The sequence below is a fragment of the Streptomyces niveiscabiei genome (assembly GCF_001419795.1).
Lineage (GTDB): Bacteria > Actinomycetota > Actinomycetes > Streptomycetales > Streptomycetaceae > Streptomyces > Streptomyces niveiscabiei.
Genome location: NZ_LIRL01000984.1, coordinates 1 through 17,237 on the forward strand (window position 1 = coordinate 1; position 17,237 = coordinate 17,237).

Genomic DNA, 17,237 nt, shown 5'->3' on the forward strand with positions numbered 1-17,237 from the left:
TGCCGGGGTTCACGCAGAACAGGAAGTTCACGTGGTTGACGTCCTGGTAGTAGTGGCTCTCGTACCCGCCGGACGAGGAGTTGCTGGCCGCGCTGATCTCGTCGTTGACCACTCCGCCGTTGTTGCTGAAGTAGTCGTTGGTGAAACTGGGGTCGCTGTTGAAGTAGTTGTAGCGCTGGTTGTCGCCCTGGTCGTCCCTGAACACGCAGTGGTAGCCGGTCGGGCAGTTGGGGGCGGCCGAGGCGGGCGAGCCGGCCAGGACCCCGCCCAGCGTGATCGCCGCGACCGAGCCGAACGCCGTTGCCGCGCGTGCGAGGGTCAGTTTCCTCATGGTGTTCTCCTCACGATCGAGGTCTCGTCGATGTCCCTGAGGGACCGCACACCCCACGGTGTGACGCGCGGGTGGGAGGGAACCTTGTAAGAACCTTGCTCTACTGGTCGGCGCAGGGCGCGACCCCGCGCAGAGGGGGGTGGACATGGACTTCCTGCTGCTGGGGACGGTCGAACTGCGCGGCGCGGACGGCACGCCCGTGGACCTGGGGCCGGCCAAGCAGCGCACGGTCCTGGCCGCGCTCCTCGCGGACGCGGGCCGCTGGGTGCCGGTGGAGACCCTGATCGACCGGGTCTGGGGCCAGGATCCGCCCGCCCAGGTGCGCCCCTCGCTGTACTCCTACGTCGCCCGGCTCCGCCGCCTGCTGGCGGGCACGGCCGCACCGGACCACGGGAAGACGGACGGCGACACCGCACCGCTGCGACGCGGCCCCGGGGGCTACCTCCTCGACGTACCGCTCGACCGCATCGACGTACACCGGTTCCGCCACCTCGTCGAACAGGCCCGCCGCACCGGCCGCGCGGACGCCGAGCGGATCGTGCTGCTGCGCGAGGCGCTGGGACTGTGGCGCGGCGAACCCCTCGCGGGGCTGACCGGCGCGTGGGCGCGGCGCGTCCGGCACAGCTGGGAACAGCAGCGCGTCGAGGCGGTCATGGCGCGGACCGATGCCGAGATGGCGCTCGGCCGGCACGCGGACGTGATCGGCGCGATGACCGGCCTCCTCGCCGAGCACCCGCTCGTCGAACCGTTCGCGGTCGCCCTCATGAGAGCCCTGCACGCCGCCGGGCGAAGCCCCGAGGCGCTCGCCGTGTACGCCGGACTGCGGGAGCGGCTGGCCGAGGAACTCGGCGCGGACCCGGGCGCCGAGGCCCAGCGGACGCACCAGGCGATCCTGCGCGGCGAACCGGCCCGCTCGCCCACACCGGCCCTCCCGGCCCAACTCCCCCTGGAGGCAAGGGGATTCACCGGCCGGACGGAAGAACTGGCCCGGCTGGACGACATCCTGGCCGCCGCCCCCGAACAGTCGGCCACGGTGGTCATCTCGGCGATCGCCGGAGCGGGCGGCATCGGCAAGACCTGGCTGGCGCTGCACTGGGCGCACCGCCACACCGGGGACTTCCCCGACGGGCAGCTCTTCGTCGACCTGCTGGGCTTCAACCCGTCGACGCCGCCCATGGAACCGGCCACGGCGCTGCGGGGCTTTCTGGAAGCGCTCGGTGTCGCCCCCGGGGCCGTACCGTCCACGCCGCACGGCCGGACCAGCCTGTACCGGAGCCTGCTGGCCGGCCGGCGGATGCTGGTGGTCCTGGACAACGCGGGCAGCCCCGACCAGGTCGTCCCCCTGCTGCCCGGCAACCCGGACTGCGCGGTGCTGGTCACCAGCCGCCGCAAACTGACCGAACTGGTCGTCCGGCACGGTGCCCGGCCCCTCGGGCTCGACGCGCTGCGCCCCGACGACGCGCGCCGCGTCCTGGACACCCGGCTGGGCCCCGCACGCACCGCCGCCGAACCGCACGCCGTCGACGAACTGCTGGCCCACTGCGACGGACACCCCCTCGCCCTGGGCATCATCGTCGGCCGCGCCGCGTGCACACCCCGGCTGCCCCTGGCCCGGCTCGCCGCGGAACTCAGGGAGTCCACCACCCGCCTCGACGCCCTCGACGACGACATGCCCTCCGCGAGCCTGCCCCAGGCGCTGTCCTGGTCGTACAACGCCCTGGCACCCGAACAGGCCCGCCTGTTCGCGCTGCTGGGACTCGCACCCGGCCCCGACATCGGCCTCTCCGCACTCGCCTCCCTCGCCGACCTGCCCCCACCGGCCGCCCGCACGGCCCTGCGCGGCCTGGAGAACCTGCACCTCGCCGACGAGTACGCCCCCGGCCGCTGGCGCATGCACGACCTCGTACGCCTCTACGCCGCCGACCGGGGCCGCCGCGACCTCCCGCCCGCCGACCGGGACGCGGCGCTGCGTCGGCTGACCGAGTTCTACCTGCACACCACCTGCGCGACCCGCCCGCTGATGCAGGTGCACGAAACACCGCTAGGGCTCGGCGACCCCGTCCCCGGCTGCCGCCCGCAGCAACTGACCACGCAGGCCGAAGCCGTGCAGTGGCTCGCCGGGGAACTGCCCAATCTGCTCGCCGCCCAGCGCCTGGCGGCCGACCGGGGCTGGCGGCACCTCGTGTGGCAGTTCGTCTGGAGCCTGGACCACTTCCACAGCCTCCTCGGGCACGTCCGCGACCGGATGGCCATGTGCACCGCCGCCCTCGCGGCCCTCGACCACGACGACCCCCTCGACGTCCACGTGATGGTCCACCGGCAACTCGGGCACGCCGCCGCCCACGTCGGAGCACACGACGAGGCCACCAGGCACCTGACCCACGCGCTGAGCCTCGCCGAGCAGTCGGGCGACCACGCCACCCAGGCCCGTATCCACATCTCGCTCGCCCAGGCGTACGGGCAGCAGGACCACCTCCCCGGGGCGCTGGACCACGCCACCCGCGCGCTGCGACTGCACCAGCGGGTCGACCAGCCGGTGACGAAAGCCACCGCCCTCAACTCGGTGGGCTGGTACAGCGCCCGGCTCGGACGCTTCGACCAGGCACGCGAGCACTGCGAAGCGGCCCTGGAGCTCTCCCGCCGCATCCGGCACGACTCCCTGGAAGCCGACATCCTCGACAGCCTCGGCTACATCGCCCACCACACCGGCCGCCACCTCGAAGCCGTGCACCGCTACCAGCTCGCCGCGGCCCGGTACTGCGCCCTCGGCGGGGACTACTGGGCCGCCGACACCCTCGACCGCCTCGGCCACGCCCACCAGGCGCTCGGCCGGCCCGACCGGGCGCGCGCCACCTGGGAGGAGGCAGCCGCGATGTACCGGAACCAGCACCGCCTCGCCCTCGCCGAACGAGTCCAGCAGCAACTGGACGCCCTCGACCCCACCGGGGACGAGTAGCCCAGAGGACGGACATGCCCTCCAGCCTCAGGCCCGGCCGTCCGGCCTCGAAGGCGCTCCGTTGGTGCCGGACGGCGACGACGGCCGGCGTGTCCGTCCACGCGCCGGGCCGGCTACTTCGCCAACGCGCCCATCGCCCGGTCGAGCAGCACACCCAGCGGGACCGTGCCCTCACAGGCAACCCAGGCCGTGGAGGCCGTGTCCAGGCAGGCGAGCGCGGCGGCGGCGAGAGCGCTCGGCCTCGGGTCCTCGGGCCGGTCCGGGTCGGCCCCCAGCCGCCGGGCCAGCTCCGGCACCAGCAGCGTCTGCCAGCCCCGTTGCTTCTCGTGGTGCCGGGCACGCAGGGACGGGGTCTCCTGGAGCATGCGCAGATAGGTGAGGACCTGTTCGGGCGGCGCTGCCTCGTTGGTCCGCGTGAGGGCGTCGAAGGACCGGCGCAGTGCCTCCCAGGGCTGTTCGTCGTCGGGGCGGGCGGCCAGTTCCGCCGCGATCTGACGGCCGGTCCCCTCCAGACGTCCGAGGACGATGTCCTCCTTGGTGCCGAAGTACCGGAAGAGGCTGGCGCGTGACAGGCCCGACTCGGCGGCGATCTGGTCGACGGTGGTCCGGTCGAACCCCTGCTCGGTGAAGAGCCGGTGCGCCACCTCGACCACTTCCGCCTGAACCGTCGCACGGATGCGCTCGCGCAGACCGGGCGGCTTGCGTGCGGACGGGGCGGCGGCACGGGCTGTCTCAGACATGCGCGGAGAATACATCACAGACTCATCTTGATACCGAGTATCAGGATGTGGGGCCTCTCGATGTACGGCGGTCATGGTGCGGCGCCGACGCCCGTGGCCCGCGCCTACGCGGCGCTGCCCTGGGCTTCGGCGGCGACGTCGGCCCACTCCTCCCAGATCTTCAGCCGCTCGGCGTAGACCTGCGGGACGATCTGGAGCGGGGAGGCGCCGAAGAAGACCCGCAGAGGCGGGTTGTCGGCGTCCACGACCTTCAGCAGAGCCGCACCGGTCGCAGCCGGGTCGCCGTGCCGGAAGTTCCTCCAGTACGCGGCGTTGGCCGCGCGCACACCGTCGTAGGCGGGCAGCTGCCCGGCGAAGTCGGCGGAGGAGCCGGACCAGTCGGTGGCGAAACCGCCGGGCTCGACGAGGGTGACCTTGATGCCGAACCCGGCGACCTCCTGGGCCAGAGCCTCGCTCGCGGCCTCCAGGGCCCACTTCGAGGCGTTGTAGACACCGAGGTTGGGGAAGGCGGCGACACCGCCGACGCTGGAGATCTGCACGATGTGCCCACTGCCCTGGGCCCGCAGGAGGGGCAGGACGGCCTGGGTGACCCACAGGGCGCCGAAGAAGTTGGTCTCCATCTGATCGCGGACCTGCTGCTCCGACAACTCCTCGACCGCGCCGAACAGTCCGTAACCGGCGTTGTTGACGATGACGTCCAGGCGGCCGAAGTGCTCATGCGCCCGCTGCACGGCCGCCGTGACGGCGGCCTTGTCCGTGACGTCCAGGGACAGAGGAAGGATCGACTCGCCGTGCACGGCCGCGAGGTCTGCCAGGGAGTCGGTGTTCCGGGCGGTGGCCGCGACCTTGTCGCCGCGCTCCAGGGCCGCCGTGACGAACTGGCGCCCGAAACCGCGCGAGGAACCAGTGACGAACCAGATCTTGCTCACGAGAAAAACTTCCGTTCGTTGATTCGATTCCGGCAGGTGAGGCTTCACACGGCCAGGAGCTCGGCTGGCGTCGGCACCTGGGCGACGGGCGCGGAACCGTGGATCGGGCCGGGGACGCGGGACAGGGGAAGACCGGTGCCGTGGTTGATATGGGCGATGATCTCGGCGGTGATGGAGACCGCCGTCTCCTCGGGCGTGCGGGCACCGAGATCGAGGCCGATCGGCGAGCGCAGCCGGGCGAGGTCCTCCTCGGACACGCCGGTCTCGCGCAGCCGCCCCAGACGGTCTTCGTGGGTACGGCGGGAGCCCATCGCGCCGATGTAGCCGACCGGGAGTCCGAGGGCGGTGCGCAGTAGCGGTACGTCGAACTTGGCGTCGTGGGTGAGGACGCAGACGGCGGTACGGGTGTCCACGTCGGTGTGCTCCAGGTAGCGGTGGGGCCAGTCGGCGACGACTTCGTCGGCGTCCGGGAACCGTGCCTCGGTGGCGAAGACGGGGCGGGCGTCGCAGACGGTGACCCGGTAGCCGAGGAAGCTGCCGGCCCGGCTCAGCGCCGCGGCGAAGTCGACGGCGCCGAAGATCAGCATGCGGGGCGGGGTCGCATGGGTGTGGACCAGGAGCGTCAGCTTCCGCGGGCAGGTGTCCGCGTCCCCGCCGACCTCGACGCGGGCGGTCCGGCCCGCCCGCAGCAGCGCGCGCACCTCGCCGGCCACCGTACGGTCCGTCCGCTGGTCGCCCAGTGTCCCGTCGTACGCGCTGCCGCCCCCGAAGACGGACAGGGTGCGGCCGAGCAGGCGCTGCGGCCCGTCGATCACCTGGGCCACGGCGACGGGCACACCGGCCAGGACCTGTTCGAGGGCGGCGGTGAGGTGGGGCCGGCCGACGGGGTCGATCCGCTGGACCAGGACCTCCAGTTCGCCGCCGCAGGTCAGTCCCACGGCGAAGGCGTCGTCGTCGGAGTAGCCGAACGAGGCCCGTACCGGAGGTTCGCCCGACGTCAGGACCTGCCGGCACAGCTCGTAGACGGCGGCTTCCACGCATCCTCCGGAGACGCTGCCGACGGCCGCGCCGGCGAGGTCCACGGCCAGTGAGGTGCCGGGCGGCAGGGGGGCGCTGCCGCTGACCTGGACGACGGTGGCGAGGGCGAAGGGGCGGCCGTCGCGGCACCAGCGGTACAGCATGTCCGCGATGTTGAGCATGAGTGGCTCTCCTGGGGAGGTGGGGGAGCCCGCCGCCGCGCCGACATGGGGGATCGAGGCGCGACGGCGGGCCGTTCGGCGGGCGGGAGTCTCTGGGCCGCCGTGTCAGAGCAGGGCTTCGGCGGTGATGGGCAGGTCGCGGACGCGGCGTCCGGTGGCGTGGAAGACCGCGTTGGCGATGGCGGGCGCCACGCCGATCTGCACCAGCTCGCCGAGACTCTTGACGCCGATGGGGGCGGCCTCGTAGTCCTCCCCGTCGAGGTAGACGGCCTTGAGGTCGGGGATGTCGGCGTTGACGGGCACGAGGTAGTCGGCGAGGTTGGCGTTGACGATGCGGCCGTCGCGGTGGTCGGTGACCGTGTGCTCCAGCAGGGCCGCGCCGATACCGCCCACCATGCCGCCGATCGCCTGGCTCTCGGCGAGCTTGGGGCTGATGATGCGGCCCGCGTCGTACACGCCGAGCATCCGTCGCACCCGGACGAGACCGAGCCAGGCGTCGACGGCGACCTCGGCGAACATCGCCGCGTAGCCGTACATCGAGAACCTGCTCTGCTCGTCGGGTGTGTAGGACCCGCGGGCTTCCAGGTGGGTGCGGCCGTTGCGGGTCAGGAGCTGACGGTAGGTCTCCCCGCGCGCGGGGTCGCCCGGCAGGTGCAGGCGGCCGGCGCGGACCACGACGTCCTCGGGGTCGGCCCCGTGCAGCGGCGAGCGTTCGTCGCCGACCGCGAGCTCGATGGCCTGCCGCCGCAGCTTGTCGCAGGTGTCCTGGACGGCGGAACCCACGCTGAGCATGGTCTGCGAGGCGCCCTGCTGCGGGGCGGGCGGCATGGCGGAGTCGCCGAGCTGGAAGGTGACGCCGCGGACGGCCAGACCGAGGGCGTCGGCGGCGACCTGGGTCATGGAGGTGTACGTGCCCGGGCCCGCGTCGTGGGTCGCGGACCGGACCACCGCGGTGCCGTCGGCGTCGAGGCGGGCGTCGGCCTGGGCCGCGCCCCGGAAGACGTCGTAGCAGCCGGTGGCCACGCCGGTGCCGATCAGCCAGTCGCCGTCCCGGGTCGAGCGCGGTGCGGGGTTGCGCCGCTGCCAGCCGAACTCGCGGGCGCCGACGCGGAAGCACTCGCGCAGCCGCCGGGTGGAGAAGGGCTGCTGGGTCGAGGGGTCCTCGCCGGGTTCGTTGCGCAGCCGCAGTTCGATCGGGTCGATGCCGAGTTCGTGGGCGAGTTCGTCCATCGCGGTCTCGATGACGAAGGCGGTGCTGCTGTAGCCGGGGCCGCGCATCCACAGCGGGGTGCTCACGTCCAGCGGCACGATCCGGGGCCGCTGGCTGACGTTGGGCACGGCGTAGAGCATCTGCCCGAGGGCCAGGTTGGCCTCCCAGAACTGCTCGTAGCGGGAGGTCTCGTACGTCAGGTCCTGGGTCAGCGCGGTCAGCCGCCCGCCGCGGGTGCTGCCCAGCCGCAGCGTGTACGCGTAGGCCGGCCGGTAGCCCACCGTGAAGTACATCTGCCGTCGGGTCAGCGCGAGTTTCACCGGACGGCCGGTCTCGCGGGCGGCGAGGGCCGCGATGGTGACGTGCGGCCAGGCCCGCAGGGCGCTGCCGAACGCGCCGCCGACGAACGGCGACAGGACGCGCACGTTCTCCAGCGGAATGCCGAAGACCGCCGCCAGTTCGGTCTGTGTGCCGATCACCCACTGGGTCTTGTCCCACAGAGTGAGCCTGTCGCCGTCCCAGCGGGCGACGGTGGCGTGCGGCTCCATCGGATTGTGGTGGTTGCGGGACAGCCGGTAGGTCATCTCCATCCGGACGTCCGCCGCCTCCAGCGCTGCCTCGGCGTCGCCCCGCGCGTAGGGCCGCGCGAAGGGCGCCGGCCCGTCCTGGGCCGGGCTGCGGGTCAGGTCGGTCGCCGGCTGTTCGGCGTCGTAGGAGACCTGCACCAGGCTCGCGGCGTGCTGCGCGACCTCCAGCGTGGTGGCCACCACGACGGCGACCGGCTGGCCGAAGAACCGGACGGCGTCGTCCTGGAAGACGTGCAGCCGCTCCCCCGGGAAGGCGTTGCCGACACGGTTTTGGCGGTAGGCCAGCCTCGGTCTGTCGAGATGGCTGATGACAGCCAGGACTCCGCGCTGGGCGTGGGCGGCGCGGGTGTCGATGCCGGTGATCCGGCCGAGACCGACAGCGCTGTCCACGACGACGGCGTGCACGACGCCGTCGATGTCGTGGTCGGCGGCATACATGGCCCGGCCGGTCACCTTGAGCCGTCCGTCCACCCGGGACAGCGGCGCTCCGACAGCTGCCTGCGGCTGCGGGCTCACTTGCCACCTCCTACGACGCGCAGTTGGCGCTCGACGGTCCGTTTGAGCAGGTCGACCTTGAAGCGGTTGTGGTGCAGGGGCCGGGCTCCGTCCGCCGCCCGCTCGGCGGCCCTGGCCCACAGCGCGGCGGACGGCCGCCGCCCGATCAACTCCCGCTCGACGGCGGACAGTTTCCAGGGCACGGTGCCCACACCCCCGGCGGCGACCCTGGCCTCGCGGATCACCCCGGCGCGGATGTGCAGGGCGACGGCCGCCGAGGTGAGCGCGAACTCGTACGACTGCCGGTCGCGCACCTTCAGATAGCCCGACCTGAGCGGGCGCGGAAGGGCCGGTATCTCGACGCCGGTGATCAACTCGCCCCGGCGCAGGGCCTGTTCGCGGTCGGGTGTGCTGCCCGGCCGGAGCAGGAAGTCGGCGAAGGGCACGCCGCGCTCGCCGTCCGGGCCGAGCACGACCACGGTCGCCTCCAGCGCCGCGAACGCCACCGCGACGTCGGAGGGGTGAGTGGCCACGCAGTCGTCGGACGTGCCGAGGATCGCGTGGGTACGGTTGAAACCGTCCCGCGCCGCACAACCGGAGCCAGGCGCACGCTTGTTGCAGTCGGCGCCCACATCGCGGAAGTACGCGCAGCGGGTGCGCTGCATGATGTTGCCGCCGATGGTCGCCATGTTGCGCAGCTGCGCCGACGCGCTCAGCTCCAGCGCCTCGGAGATGACCGGGTACAGGGCGCGTACGCCCCGGTGGTCGGCGGCCTCGGACATCCGCACCAGGGCGCCGATGCGCAGGCCCCCGCGCCGGGTGACCACGATCTCGCGCAGCGGCAGGGCGCTGATGTCGACCAGCGTGCGGGGACGTTCGACGGTCTCACGCATCAGGTCGACGAGTGTGGTGCCGCCCGCGATGTAACGGCCGCCGTCGCGGCCCTCGTCGAGAGCCTGCCGGGTGGTGGCGGGCCTGGTGTAGGAGAAAGGGTGCATGGGGACCGTGCCTCAATTCCCGTGCGCGGCCTGCTCGACCGCCTGCACGATCTTCACGTAAGCGCCGCAGCGGCAGATGTTGCCGCTCATGAACTCCCGGATCTTCTCCGGCGAGCCCGTGCGACCCTCCTGGATGCAGCCGACGCCGGACATGATCTGGCCGGAGGTGCAGTAGCCGCACTGGAAGGCGTCGTGGTCGATGAACGCCTGTTGCAGCGGGTGCAGCCGTTCGCCCCTCGCCAGCCCCTCGATGGTGGTCACCTCGGCGCCCTCCAGCCGGACCGCCAGCGTCAGACACGAGTTGACCCTGCGGCCGTCGACCAGGACGGTGCACGCCCCGCAGGCCCCGGCGTTGCAGCCCTTCTTCGAGCCGGTCAGGCCCAGGTGTTCACGCAACAGGTCCAGCAGCGAGGTCCGGTTGTCCACCGTGACCGTGCGGCGCTCGCCGTTCACCGTCAGGGAGACCCGGCTGCTGGGCACCGCCTCGGCGGCGACCGCGGACTCGGCGCCGAACACGGACGGTCCCGCAGTGAGGCCGCCCGCGACGACCGCGCCGCCGACGGCGGTGGTGGTCGCGATGAACGTACGCCGGGACGGGGCGGGCGACGTCGCCTCGGGGGACTCCCCGGGGGGAGTGACCGTTGACGCTGGGGGTTCGATGGACATGTCCACTCTCTCGGTCGGCGAAGGACAGGGGGGCGGCGACCAGGGGTGCCGCGAGCGGCTGCGCGGCGGAATCCGTGCCGGACCCGGGCCGCAGATCGCCGCCCTCGGCCCGGGCCAGCGGTGCGGTACGGCGTTGAGTCTGCGGGATACGGCGCCGGACAACGAGGAGACGGTTTTGGGACGACGCGGGTACGTACCACTGCCGTTGGTATGTCTGGCAGTAGCAGGCAGAGCAGGGGAGATGTGGCGGGCCGGGCTGGGGGGATGCCGACGAGCCCTCGACGCACACGCGTCGAGGGCTCGTCGGCATCGAGGAGGCCCGCCCGGGATGCGGTGTGCTCGGTGTGCCTCCGTCAGCCGTGCCCGCAGCCCCGGGCGCAGGTCGCGCCGGGGGCTGTACTCCATTACAAGTTCGGGCCCGCGCCGGTGGCGTAGCTGACGGCCGCGTCGAGGAGGTGGCCGACGATCTCGGCCTCCTCGGGGCTGCGCGGGGAGTAGACCATCAGGTACGTCAGAGGCTCGCCGTACATTCCGGCCAGTGGGTGCCGCTCGGCCCAGCCGGCCTCCAGCGCGGTGACGGCGTCCGACGGGCTGAGGATCATGTGCATCGAGCCGTCACCCGGATGGATGTGGGCGACCTCTCCCTTGGCCATGCGCGTGGCGGCCGGTGCCTTGTCCAGGTCCAGCAGGGTGATCGCGTCGTGGTGGCGTTCGAAGGCGCTGAGGCGGTAGCCGAGGACTCCGGGGGAGCCGGCGGCGCGTGTGTCGAAGTGGTCGAGTACGGCGACCCGGGCGTGCAGCGAGCCGGGCTGGTCGAGCTGGCGGTGGGGTACGGGGTAGCGGCCGATGCCGGGGCGTTCCCCGTCGCGGTGGGGGAGTTGCGGCAGCCATCGCCCGTCTCCGGCCTCGCCGATGAAGGGGTGGTGGGCGGCGGGGTCCTTCGTCTCGCGCATGCGGGTCCGCAGGTAGGTGACCTGGAGCCAGCCTTTGGCACCGTGCGGGATGCCGCCTTGACCCAGGGCGCGCCAGCGCTCGTAGTCCCGGACGGCGGCGACCGATGCGGCGAACGCCGCCCCGACGAGGCTCCGTCGGACGATGCGGGACGGTGTCATGCTGCTTCCTTTCCGGGCGCGGCGACCATCCGCTGGCGGATGCGGCCGATGCCTTCGATGGCGGTGACGACGGTGTCCCCGGCCGCGAGGAACCGCGGCGGCGTACGGCACAGCCCGACACCGCCGGGTGTGCCGGTGAGGATGACGTCGCCGGCGTTGAGGGGGACGACCGCGGACAGCCGCGCGATCAGCGTCGGGACGGGGAAGATCAGCTCCCGGGTGCTGGCCCGCTGCACGATCTCGTCGTTGACCATGCAGGTGAGCGTGAGGTCGTCGACGTCGTCGAACTCGTCCGGGGTGACCACCCAGGGGCCCAGCGGGGAGAACCCCGGGTAGGACTTGCCGAGGCCGAACTGGGGGGCGGGACCCGACATCTGAAGGATGCGTTCGGACAGGTCCTGGGCGACGGTCAGCCCGGCGACGTGGTCCCACGCCTGGTGTTCGCCGATGCGGAAGGCGGTCCTGCCGATGACGACCGCGAGCTCCGCCTCCCAGTCCACGTTCCCGTCGGGCAGCTCCACGCTGCTGTAGGGGCCGGTGACCGACGAGGGGAACTTGGTGAACACCGGCGGCAGCCCCTCGGGGGTGGCGAGGCCCGCCTCGTCCACGTGCTCGTGGTAGTTGAGGCCGACGGCGATCACCTGCCCGGGGGCCGGCACGGGCGAGCGCAGCCGCTCCGGTTCGAACGGCACCGCATGCTCCAGCGGCGCGGTCGCCGCCCACCGCCGGAACTCGTCCCACTGTCCGTAGATGTGCTGGGGCGACGGCCCGAAGCGGCCGGCACTGGCCTTCTCCACATCGAGGGCCGCTCCGTCGACGGCCAGGACCAGCCGGCCGTCAAGGTTCGCGATGCGCATGTACAGCTCCTGTCTCACTGTTCGGCGGTCTGCCGGCCGCCGAGGGATTTTCCTGGCTGCCCGAGCGCCCTGCTCAGGAAGGCGAGCGTGGCGTCGTGCAGCGACGCCGTGTCGAAGGCCGCGTCGGCGTGACCGGCGCCGGGCAGCACGACCAGTTCCGCCGGTACGCCCCGGTCCCGCAGCGCACGGTGCAGCCGACGGCTCTGCCCGATGCCCACCCGCCGGTCCGCGTCCCCGTGGGCGATGAGGAACGGGGGGCTGTCGGGGCGGACGTACCGGGACAGCCGGGCCCGGTCGGCCTCGGCCGGACGGTCGGAGGGGACGTAGCCGAGAAAGCGCGCGGCCGACGATCCGGGACCGTTCGACACCTCGACGACGTCGTCGGGTACGTCGTCGTCCAGGCGCAGATAGTCGTTGGGCGCGCAGTGGTCGATGACCGCCGCCAGCGTGCACGCGGTCCGCGCGTGGGGCCCGAGCCGCCCCACGAGCCACGCGTCGTCGGCCCCCAGCGCGACGGCGCCGACGAGATAGCCGCCCGCGCTGGAGCCGAATCCGACGACACGGTCCGCGTCCAGCCCGTAGGTGTCCGCGTTCGCGCGGACCCAGCGGACGGCGGCGGCCACGTCGTGCACGGGGCCGGGGAAACGGCTCTCCCCGGAGAGGCGGTAGCCGACGGACGCGACGGCGTAACCCGCGTCCAGCAGGAACCGCCACGGCCCCATCGCCTTGGTCCCCGTGAAGAAACCGCCACCGTGGGCGTACACCACCACCGGGCGTGCGGCGCGCCGGCCGTCGTCGGGCAGGTGCAGGTCGAGGACGAGGGGCCGGAAACCGGGTGACACCGCGTACGGCACGTCCAGATGACTGCGCACCCCCTCGAACGGCGTGCTCGGCGTCGGGCGGAGCAGCTCCGGCCACGGGCCCGGGTGCCCGGCCTCGTACGCCCGGCTGTCCTCGGGCGGCATCAGGCGGGTGTCTCGGCGGTCACGGTCAGGACCGCGCGGGCGAGGATGTGGCCCGCCATGGTGAAGCCGAGGTAGGCGGGGGTGCCGTCGGCGGGGACGCCGATGCGGTCCACGTCGAGGGCGTGTACGACGACGAAGTAGCGGTGCGGGCCGTGTCCGGGCGGCGGGGCTGCGCCCACGAAGCGGGACAGACGCGCGTCGTTGGGCAGCTGGAAAGCGCCCTCGGGCAGGCCGGAGCCGGTGTCGTCGCCGGCGCCCTCGGGCAGCTCGGTGACGGTGGCGGGGATGTCGGCCACGGCCCAGTGCCAGAAGCCGGAGCCGGTCGGGGCGTCCGGGTCGTAGACGGTGACGGCGTAGCTCCTGGTGCCCTCGGGGGCGCCGCTCCACGACAGATGCGGGGAGATGTCCTGGCCGCCGGGGACACCGACGATTCCGGACAGCTGAGCGAGAGGCCAGGTGCCTCGGTCGGCCACGGTGGTGCTGGTCACGGTGAAGCCCGGTACGTCGGGGAGCTTGGCGAAGGGATCGTTGGCGCTCATGGTGTCGCTTCCTTCCTTGGATGGTTTCCCGGGCCGCCGTGGCCGATCGTTCGGGGCGGCGGTCCGAGCAGAGGGTGGGGTGGGTCAGCGCTGTGCGGTGGCGCTGATGCGGCCGTAGCCGATGATGTGGCTGCTCAGCGTCAAGGCGGCTATGGCCGGTGTGCTGGTGGCGGGCAGGCCCAGGTTCGGGGTGTCCAGGGCGTAGACGGTGATCCGGTAGTGGTGGGCGATGTCCCCGGCCGGCGGGCAGGGCCCCGCGTAGCCGGTGAGCCCGCCGTCGTTGGTGCCGGCGGTCACACCGGCCGGCAGGGTGCGGCCCAGGCCGGTGACGTCCGCCGGGATGTCCCAGGCCATCCAGTGCCAGAAGCCGCTGCCGGTGGGGGCGTCCAGGTCCTGCATGGACACCGCGAAGCCGCGCGCGGCCTTCGGTGCCCCGGCCCACCGCAGCCGTATCGGCTGGTTTCCGCCGGTGCAGCCGAAGCCGTTCGCCCAGGCGGTCTCCGGGACGCGGCCCCCGTTGCGCACGTCCGGGCTGGAGAGCCGGAACCGTTCGGCGGCCAGCGGAATCCCGCTGCGGAGCCTGGTGTGGCTGTAGCTGTCGTGGTGCGCGTGGCCGTTCCCGGCGGCTGCCGTCGCACCGAGGCCCGCCACGAGGGCGGTCGAGGTGGCGGCCAGTGTGACGAGTGCGCGGAAGGACTTTCTCACGGGGTTCTCCCTGGGGTGATCTGCGAGAACAGGACGACGAGGGCGTACGCCGCGGTGGCTCAGCCCGTCTTCTTAATCGACGATACTACAGATAATCGATTATCTGCTCGCCGATCTATACTGAGCGCATGGTTCACATGTCCGAACACCCCTCCACTCCGGCTTCGGCTCCGGCTTCGGCTTCGGGGAAGCGAATGCTGTCCGAGCAGGTCTACGACCAGCTGCGGGAGGCGATCCTGCGCGGCGAGTCCAAACCTGGCGAGCCCCTGAAGCCCCAGGAACTGGCCGGCCGGTACGGGGTGAGCCTGGCGGTCGTGCGCGAGGCCCTGGTGCGCGTGGTGGGCGAGGGTCTCGCCGAGCGGCTGCCCAACCGCGGCTTCGCCGTCCCCGCCTTCTCCGACCGCCGCTGGCAGGAGATCGCCGAGGCCCGGCGCACGATCGAACCCGTCGTGCTGAGACTCGCGATCGAGCGCGGGGACCTCGACTGGGAAGCCCGCGTACGCGCTGCCCACCACCGCCTCGCCCGCACCCCCCTCTACGCGCCGGACGAGGGCGACTACCTCAGCAGCGCGTGGTCAGAGGCCCACCGCGCCTTCCACCGCACCCTGCTGGAAGGGTGCGGCAACCCCGTCCTGCTGGACACCTTCGACCGCATGTGGACCGCCAGCGAACTGGGCCGCCGCTGGTCGGCACACCACACCCCCGGCCGTGACGCCGCCGACGAACATCGCCAACTGGAGGCGGCGGCTCTGGCCCGCGACGCCGCCACCGCGGCCGACGTACTGACCCGGCACCTGACCGTGACCGCCGCAGTCCTGGCGGACCCCGGGGCGTGAGGGGGGCTGTCCAGCCCCGGACGAGGCCGCCGGGCCGTGCGACGGCGACCTGCACGAACTCGTCGGAACGTGCGGTCAGTTCACCCTGGCGCGCCGGCGTACTTCCCGGACGACGCGATCGGCGGTCTCCTCGGGAGTGAGGGCCGAGGTGTCGAACCACCAGCCGACATCGCCGAGTTCGCGCTTCATGCCGGCATCGAGGTCTTCGTACCCGTCGAAGTCGAACCGCTCCCGTGGATCACGGAGCGTGTTGCGGTACCGGCACGCCTCGATGCCCGGTGCGAGAACGACGAAGAAGACCTGCCGGGCCGGGAGGAGGGACACGAAGAAGTCCAGTTGCCCACGGTCCGGGATCACCCAGTCGATCACGGGCGTGAAGCCTGCGTCGGAGAAATTATTCGCCAGCATGCACAGATTGCGGTTGCACAGCTCCAGCTGCCGCGCCGCCTCGTCGGCAGGCTCACCAAGGGCCCAGACCCGCCCGCCGACAACCAGCCTGCTGACGAAATCCCCGTCCAACCGGGCAGAGCGCACCAGCCGCTCCGCGACGAGCCTCGTCACCGTCGACTTCCCGGCACCCGGCATCCCCGTCACGATCAGGCAGCCCGGCCTCTCGGAAGTCGTCACGCCCACCATCGTGTCAACGCGCCCGGTGGCCGGCAATCGCATTTGCGAGCCCTGGTCCTGACGAGCCGTCAGCCCCGGCCGCGACCAGTGGATCCGGCCACGCCGGCCAGTCGCTGAGCGAGGCCGCAGTGCGGCCCACGGTCCGGACGATCACCGTGGTCCGCCCGGGCGGCGGGATGCGTCACCGGACGACCCCGATGGGCTCGGCTCGTGTACCGGCGTCCGTCAGTGGCTTCGTGGGGTGTCGCCGTCGTCCTGATCGGTCGAGTGGAGCAGTTCGATGACGCGTTCCTCGTAGCGGATGCGGGCCGGGGAGAAGTCGTACGGCGTCTTGGAGAGGGCCTCCATCGTGGTCATTCCCGTCTCGTCCGGGTGGTCGTGGTTCTGGTCCAGGAGGGTGTCGAGGGAGTCGTCCAGGCCGGATGCGGTGATGGTGGCCGCCAGGGCGGTCTCATGAGCGCATCGCCGGGTGGCCAGGTCTTCGATGCGGGGGTCGTCGGGGGACATGCTGTCGTCCAGGTCCGCTTCGGCCTCGGTCAGGAGGTCCTCCTCCGTGCGCAGTTCGGAGTGAGTGGCCAGGATGAAGAAGCGGTCGGCCTGGGCGGCGGCGACCAGGGGGCCGAGGGTGCGTTCCGTGATCAGGAGGGTGTCGAGGTCGGACGGGCGGAGGGCTCCGGGCGGCAGGTCGTGGAGGCGTTCGCCGACCAGGGGGGAGAGCAGGCCCAGTGGGCTGCCAGCCGCGCGGAGGCGGCGTACGGCGGCGCGCTGGGCTTCGATGGCGGCGGCCTTGGCGGCGAGGGATGCCTCCAGTTGGGCCAGGGACTGTTCGACGTCGGTGACTCCCTCGAACCCGGCCCGGATGTCGTCCAGGGAGATCCCCGCGTCAGTCATTCTGCGGATCCACAGCAGGCGGACGATGTCCTCGTGCCGGTAGCGGCGGCGGTCGTCGCTGCCGCGTTCCGGTTCCGGGAGGAGTCCGAGGGCGTGGTAGTGGCGGATGGCGCGGGGTGTGGTCCCGGCGAGCGCGGCGGCATCGCCGATCTTGACCTGGCGGGGAATCACAGGAAGGGGCATACGGGGAACCTCTCGGTGGCGTGCTCGCGGCCTACTGGACCACATGCCGTTACGGCACTTGCAAGTGCGGCTGCGCCAGAGATGCCCGGGGGCTGCGAGCCACTGCACGGGTGGCTCAGACGTCTCCGGATGAGCAGGCTCGGGAAAGCGCAAGGCGGAAGGGAGTGACGAGTGCCCATCGGGTGGCAGAGTCCCTCGCGATCATGCCCGGTCGACACCGTCCGCGTCCCGGGGTGTCTGAGCAACGTGTCTCTCCACGGCCGAGGGCGGTGTCCCGGCACGGCAGGCATTCCCGTGTCGGGAGAGGGCCGCCTCCGTACTTCGCCGATCGTTCCGGCATCTGTTTCCGGTTCCGTTGAGGCCCACTTCCGCGAGCCCGCAGGCCAGCACGATCACTCAGCACCCTGCCCG

Annotated in this window: 16 protein-coding genes; 2 read left to right on the forward strand and 14 right to left on the reverse strand. The window is 72.3% G+C overall.

Annotated features, from left to right (window positions below):
• Positions 1–331, reverse strand: a 331-nt coding sequence (locus AOK24_RS38320; RefSeq protein WP_055724554.1) for a peptidase inhibitor family I36 protein, incomplete at its 3' end; no start/stop codon positions are given.
• Positions 332–476: 145 nt separating this feature from the next.
• Here AOK24_RS38320 and AOK24_RS38325 point away from each other — a divergent pair.
• Positions 477–3,287, forward strand: a complete 2,811-nt coding sequence (locus AOK24_RS38325; protein ID WP_240554318.1) for an AfsR/SARP family transcriptional regulator — start codon at positions 477–479, stop codon at positions 3,285–3,287.
• Positions 3,288–3,400: 113 nt separating this feature from the next.
• Here AOK24_RS38325 and AOK24_RS38330 read toward each other — a convergent pair whose 3' ends face one another.
• The 11 genes from AOK24_RS38330 to AOK24_RS38380 all read right to left on the reverse strand — a co-directional run bounded on the left by AOK24_RS38330 (position 3,401) and on the right by AOK24_RS38380 (position 14,289).
• Positions 3,401–4,027, reverse strand: coding sequence for a TetR family transcriptional regulator (locus AOK24_RS38330; RefSeq protein ID WP_055724556.1), 627 nt, complete (start codon positions 4,025–4,027; stop codon positions 3,401–3,403).
• 104 nt (positions 4,028–4,131) lie between these two features.
• Positions 4,132–4,956: an SDR family oxidoreductase gene (locus AOK24_RS38335; protein WP_055724557.1), complete on the reverse strand. Its 825-nt coding sequence runs from the start codon at positions 4,954–4,956 to the stop codon at positions 4,132–4,134.
• Positions 4,957–5,000: 44 nt separating this feature from the next.
• The gene (locus AOK24_RS38340) at positions 5,001–6,155 is read right to left on the reverse strand and encodes an XdhC family protein (protein WP_055724558.1); all 1,155 of its coding nucleotides are present in this window, start codon (positions 6,153–6,155) and stop codon (positions 5,001–5,003) included.
• A 105-nt stretch (positions 6,156–6,260) separates the two neighbouring features.
• Complete coding sequence (locus AOK24_RS38345; RefSeq protein WP_055724559.1) at positions 6,261–8,468, reverse strand: xanthine dehydrogenase family protein molybdopterin-binding subunit; 2,208 nt, start codon at positions 8,466–8,468, stop codon at positions 6,261–6,263.
• Positions 8,465–9,445: an FAD binding domain-containing protein gene (locus tag AOK24_RS38350; protein ID WP_055724560.1), complete on the reverse strand. Its 981-nt coding sequence runs from the start codon at positions 9,443–9,445 to the stop codon at positions 8,465–8,467. Before AOK24_RS38350 ends, AOK24_RS38345 begins: the two co-directional genes overlap by 4 nt.
• Positions 9,446–9,457: 12 nt before the next feature.
• Positions 9,458–10,111 carry a (2Fe-2S)-binding protein gene (locus AOK24_RS38355; RefSeq protein WP_055724561.1) on the reverse strand — a complete coding sequence of 218 codons (654 nt, stop codon included), beginning with the start codon at positions 10,109–10,111 and terminating at the stop codon, positions 9,458–9,460.
• A 404-nt stretch (positions 10,112–10,515) separates the two neighbouring features.
• On the reverse strand, positions 10,516–11,223 hold the full coding sequence (locus AOK24_RS38360) for a luciferase domain-containing protein (RefSeq protein ID WP_055724562.1): 708 nt from the start codon (positions 11,221–11,223) through the stop codon (positions 10,516–10,518).
• A complete protein-coding gene (locus AOK24_RS38365) occupies positions 11,220–12,080 on the reverse strand; it encodes a fumarylacetoacetate hydrolase family protein (RefSeq protein ID WP_055724567.1) in 861 nt (286 codons plus the stop codon). Before AOK24_RS38365 ends, AOK24_RS38360 begins: the two co-directional genes overlap by 4 nt.
• Positions 12,081–12,094: 14 nt before the next feature.
• The gene (locus AOK24_RS38370; RefSeq protein ID WP_055724563.1) at positions 12,095–13,045 is read right to left on the reverse strand and encodes an alpha/beta hydrolase; all 951 of its coding nucleotides are present in this window, start codon (positions 13,043–13,045) and stop codon (positions 12,095–12,097) included.
• Positions 13,045–13,584, reverse strand: a complete 540-nt coding sequence (locus tag AOK24_RS38375; protein ID WP_055724564.1) for a YbhB/YbcL family Raf kinase inhibitor-like protein — start codon at positions 13,582–13,584, stop codon at positions 13,045–13,047. The genes AOK24_RS38370 and AOK24_RS38375 overlap by 1 nt, the downstream gene beginning before the upstream one ends.
• An 84-nt stretch (positions 13,585–13,668) precedes the next feature.
• Entirely contained in the window at positions 13,669–14,289 is a 621-nt protein-coding gene (locus AOK24_RS38380; RefSeq protein WP_240554319.1) for a YbhB/YbcL family Raf kinase inhibitor-like protein, read from the reverse strand.
• A gap of 194 nt (positions 14,290–14,483) precedes the next feature.
• Between AOK24_RS38380 and AOK24_RS38385 the strand changes: the two genes are divergently transcribed.
• Complete coding sequence (locus tag AOK24_RS38385) at positions 14,484–15,125, forward strand: GntR family transcriptional regulator (RefSeq protein WP_055724565.1); 642 nt, start codon at positions 14,484–14,486, stop codon at positions 15,123–15,125.
• A gap of 75 nt (positions 15,126–15,200) precedes the next feature.
• On the opposite strand, the gene AOK24_RS38390 is transcribed toward AOK24_RS38385, so the two are convergent.
• Positions 15,201–15,761, reverse strand: a complete 561-nt coding sequence (locus AOK24_RS38390; protein ID WP_055724569.1) for a nucleoside/nucleotide kinase family protein — start codon at positions 15,759–15,761, stop codon at positions 15,201–15,203.
• Positions 15,762–15,977: 216 nt separating this feature from the next.
• The gene (locus tag AOK24_RS38395) at positions 15,978–16,826 is read right to left on the reverse strand and encodes a helix-turn-helix domain-containing protein (RefSeq protein ID WP_055724566.1); all 849 of its coding nucleotides are present in this window, start codon (positions 16,824–16,826) and stop codon (positions 15,978–15,980) included.
• Positions 16,827–17,237 lie beyond the last annotated feature (411 nt).

Bases quoted from the DNA above. Each gene is read 5' to 3' on its own strand.
- AOK24_RS38370 (WP_055724563.1), bottom strand. From the start codon at position 13,045: ATGCCGCCCGAGGACAGCCGGGCGTACGAGGCCGGGCACCCGGGCCCG.
- AOK24_RS38325 (WP_240554318.1), top strand. From the start codon at position 477: ATGGACTTCCTGCTGCTGGGGACGGTCGAACTGCGCGGCGCGGACGGC.
- AOK24_RS38350 (WP_055724560.1), bottom strand. From the start codon at position 9,445: ATGCACCCTTTCTCCTACACCAGGCCCGCCACCACCCGGCAGGCTCTC.
- AOK24_RS38360 (WP_055724562.1), bottom strand. From the start codon at position 11,223: ATGACACCGTCCCGCATCGTCCGACGGAGCCTCGTCGGGGCGGCGTTC.
- AOK24_RS38395 (WP_055724566.1), bottom strand. From the start codon at position 16,826: ATGCCCCTTCCTGTGATTCCCCGCCAGGTCAAGATCGGCGATGCCGCC.
- AOK24_RS38340 (WP_055724558.1), bottom strand. From the start codon at position 6,155: ATGCTCAACATCGCGGACATGCTGTACCGCTGGTGCCGCGACGGCCGC.
- AOK24_RS38375 (WP_055724564.1), bottom strand. From the start codon at position 13,584: ATGAGCGCCAACGATCCCTTCGCCAAGCTCCCCGACGTACCGGGCTTC.
- AOK24_RS38390 (WP_055724569.1), bottom strand. From the start codon at position 15,761: ATGGTGGGCGTGACGACTTCCGAGAGGCCGGGCTGCCTGATCGTGACG.
- AOK24_RS38365 (WP_055724567.1), bottom strand. From the start codon at position 12,080: ATGCGCATCGCGAACCTTGACGGCCGGCTGGTCCTGGCCGTCGACGGA.
- AOK24_RS38355 (WP_055724561.1), bottom strand. From the start codon at position 10,111: ATGTCCATCGAACCCCCAGCGTCAACGGTCACTCCCCCCGGGGAGTCC.
- AOK24_RS38330 (WP_055724556.1), bottom strand. From the start codon at position 4,027: ATGTCTGAGACAGCCCGTGCCGCCGCCCCGTCCGCACGCAAGCCGCCC.
- AOK24_RS38385 (WP_055724565.1), top strand. From the start codon at position 14,484: ATGCTGTCCGAGCAGGTCTACGACCAGCTGCGGGAGGCGATCCTGCGC.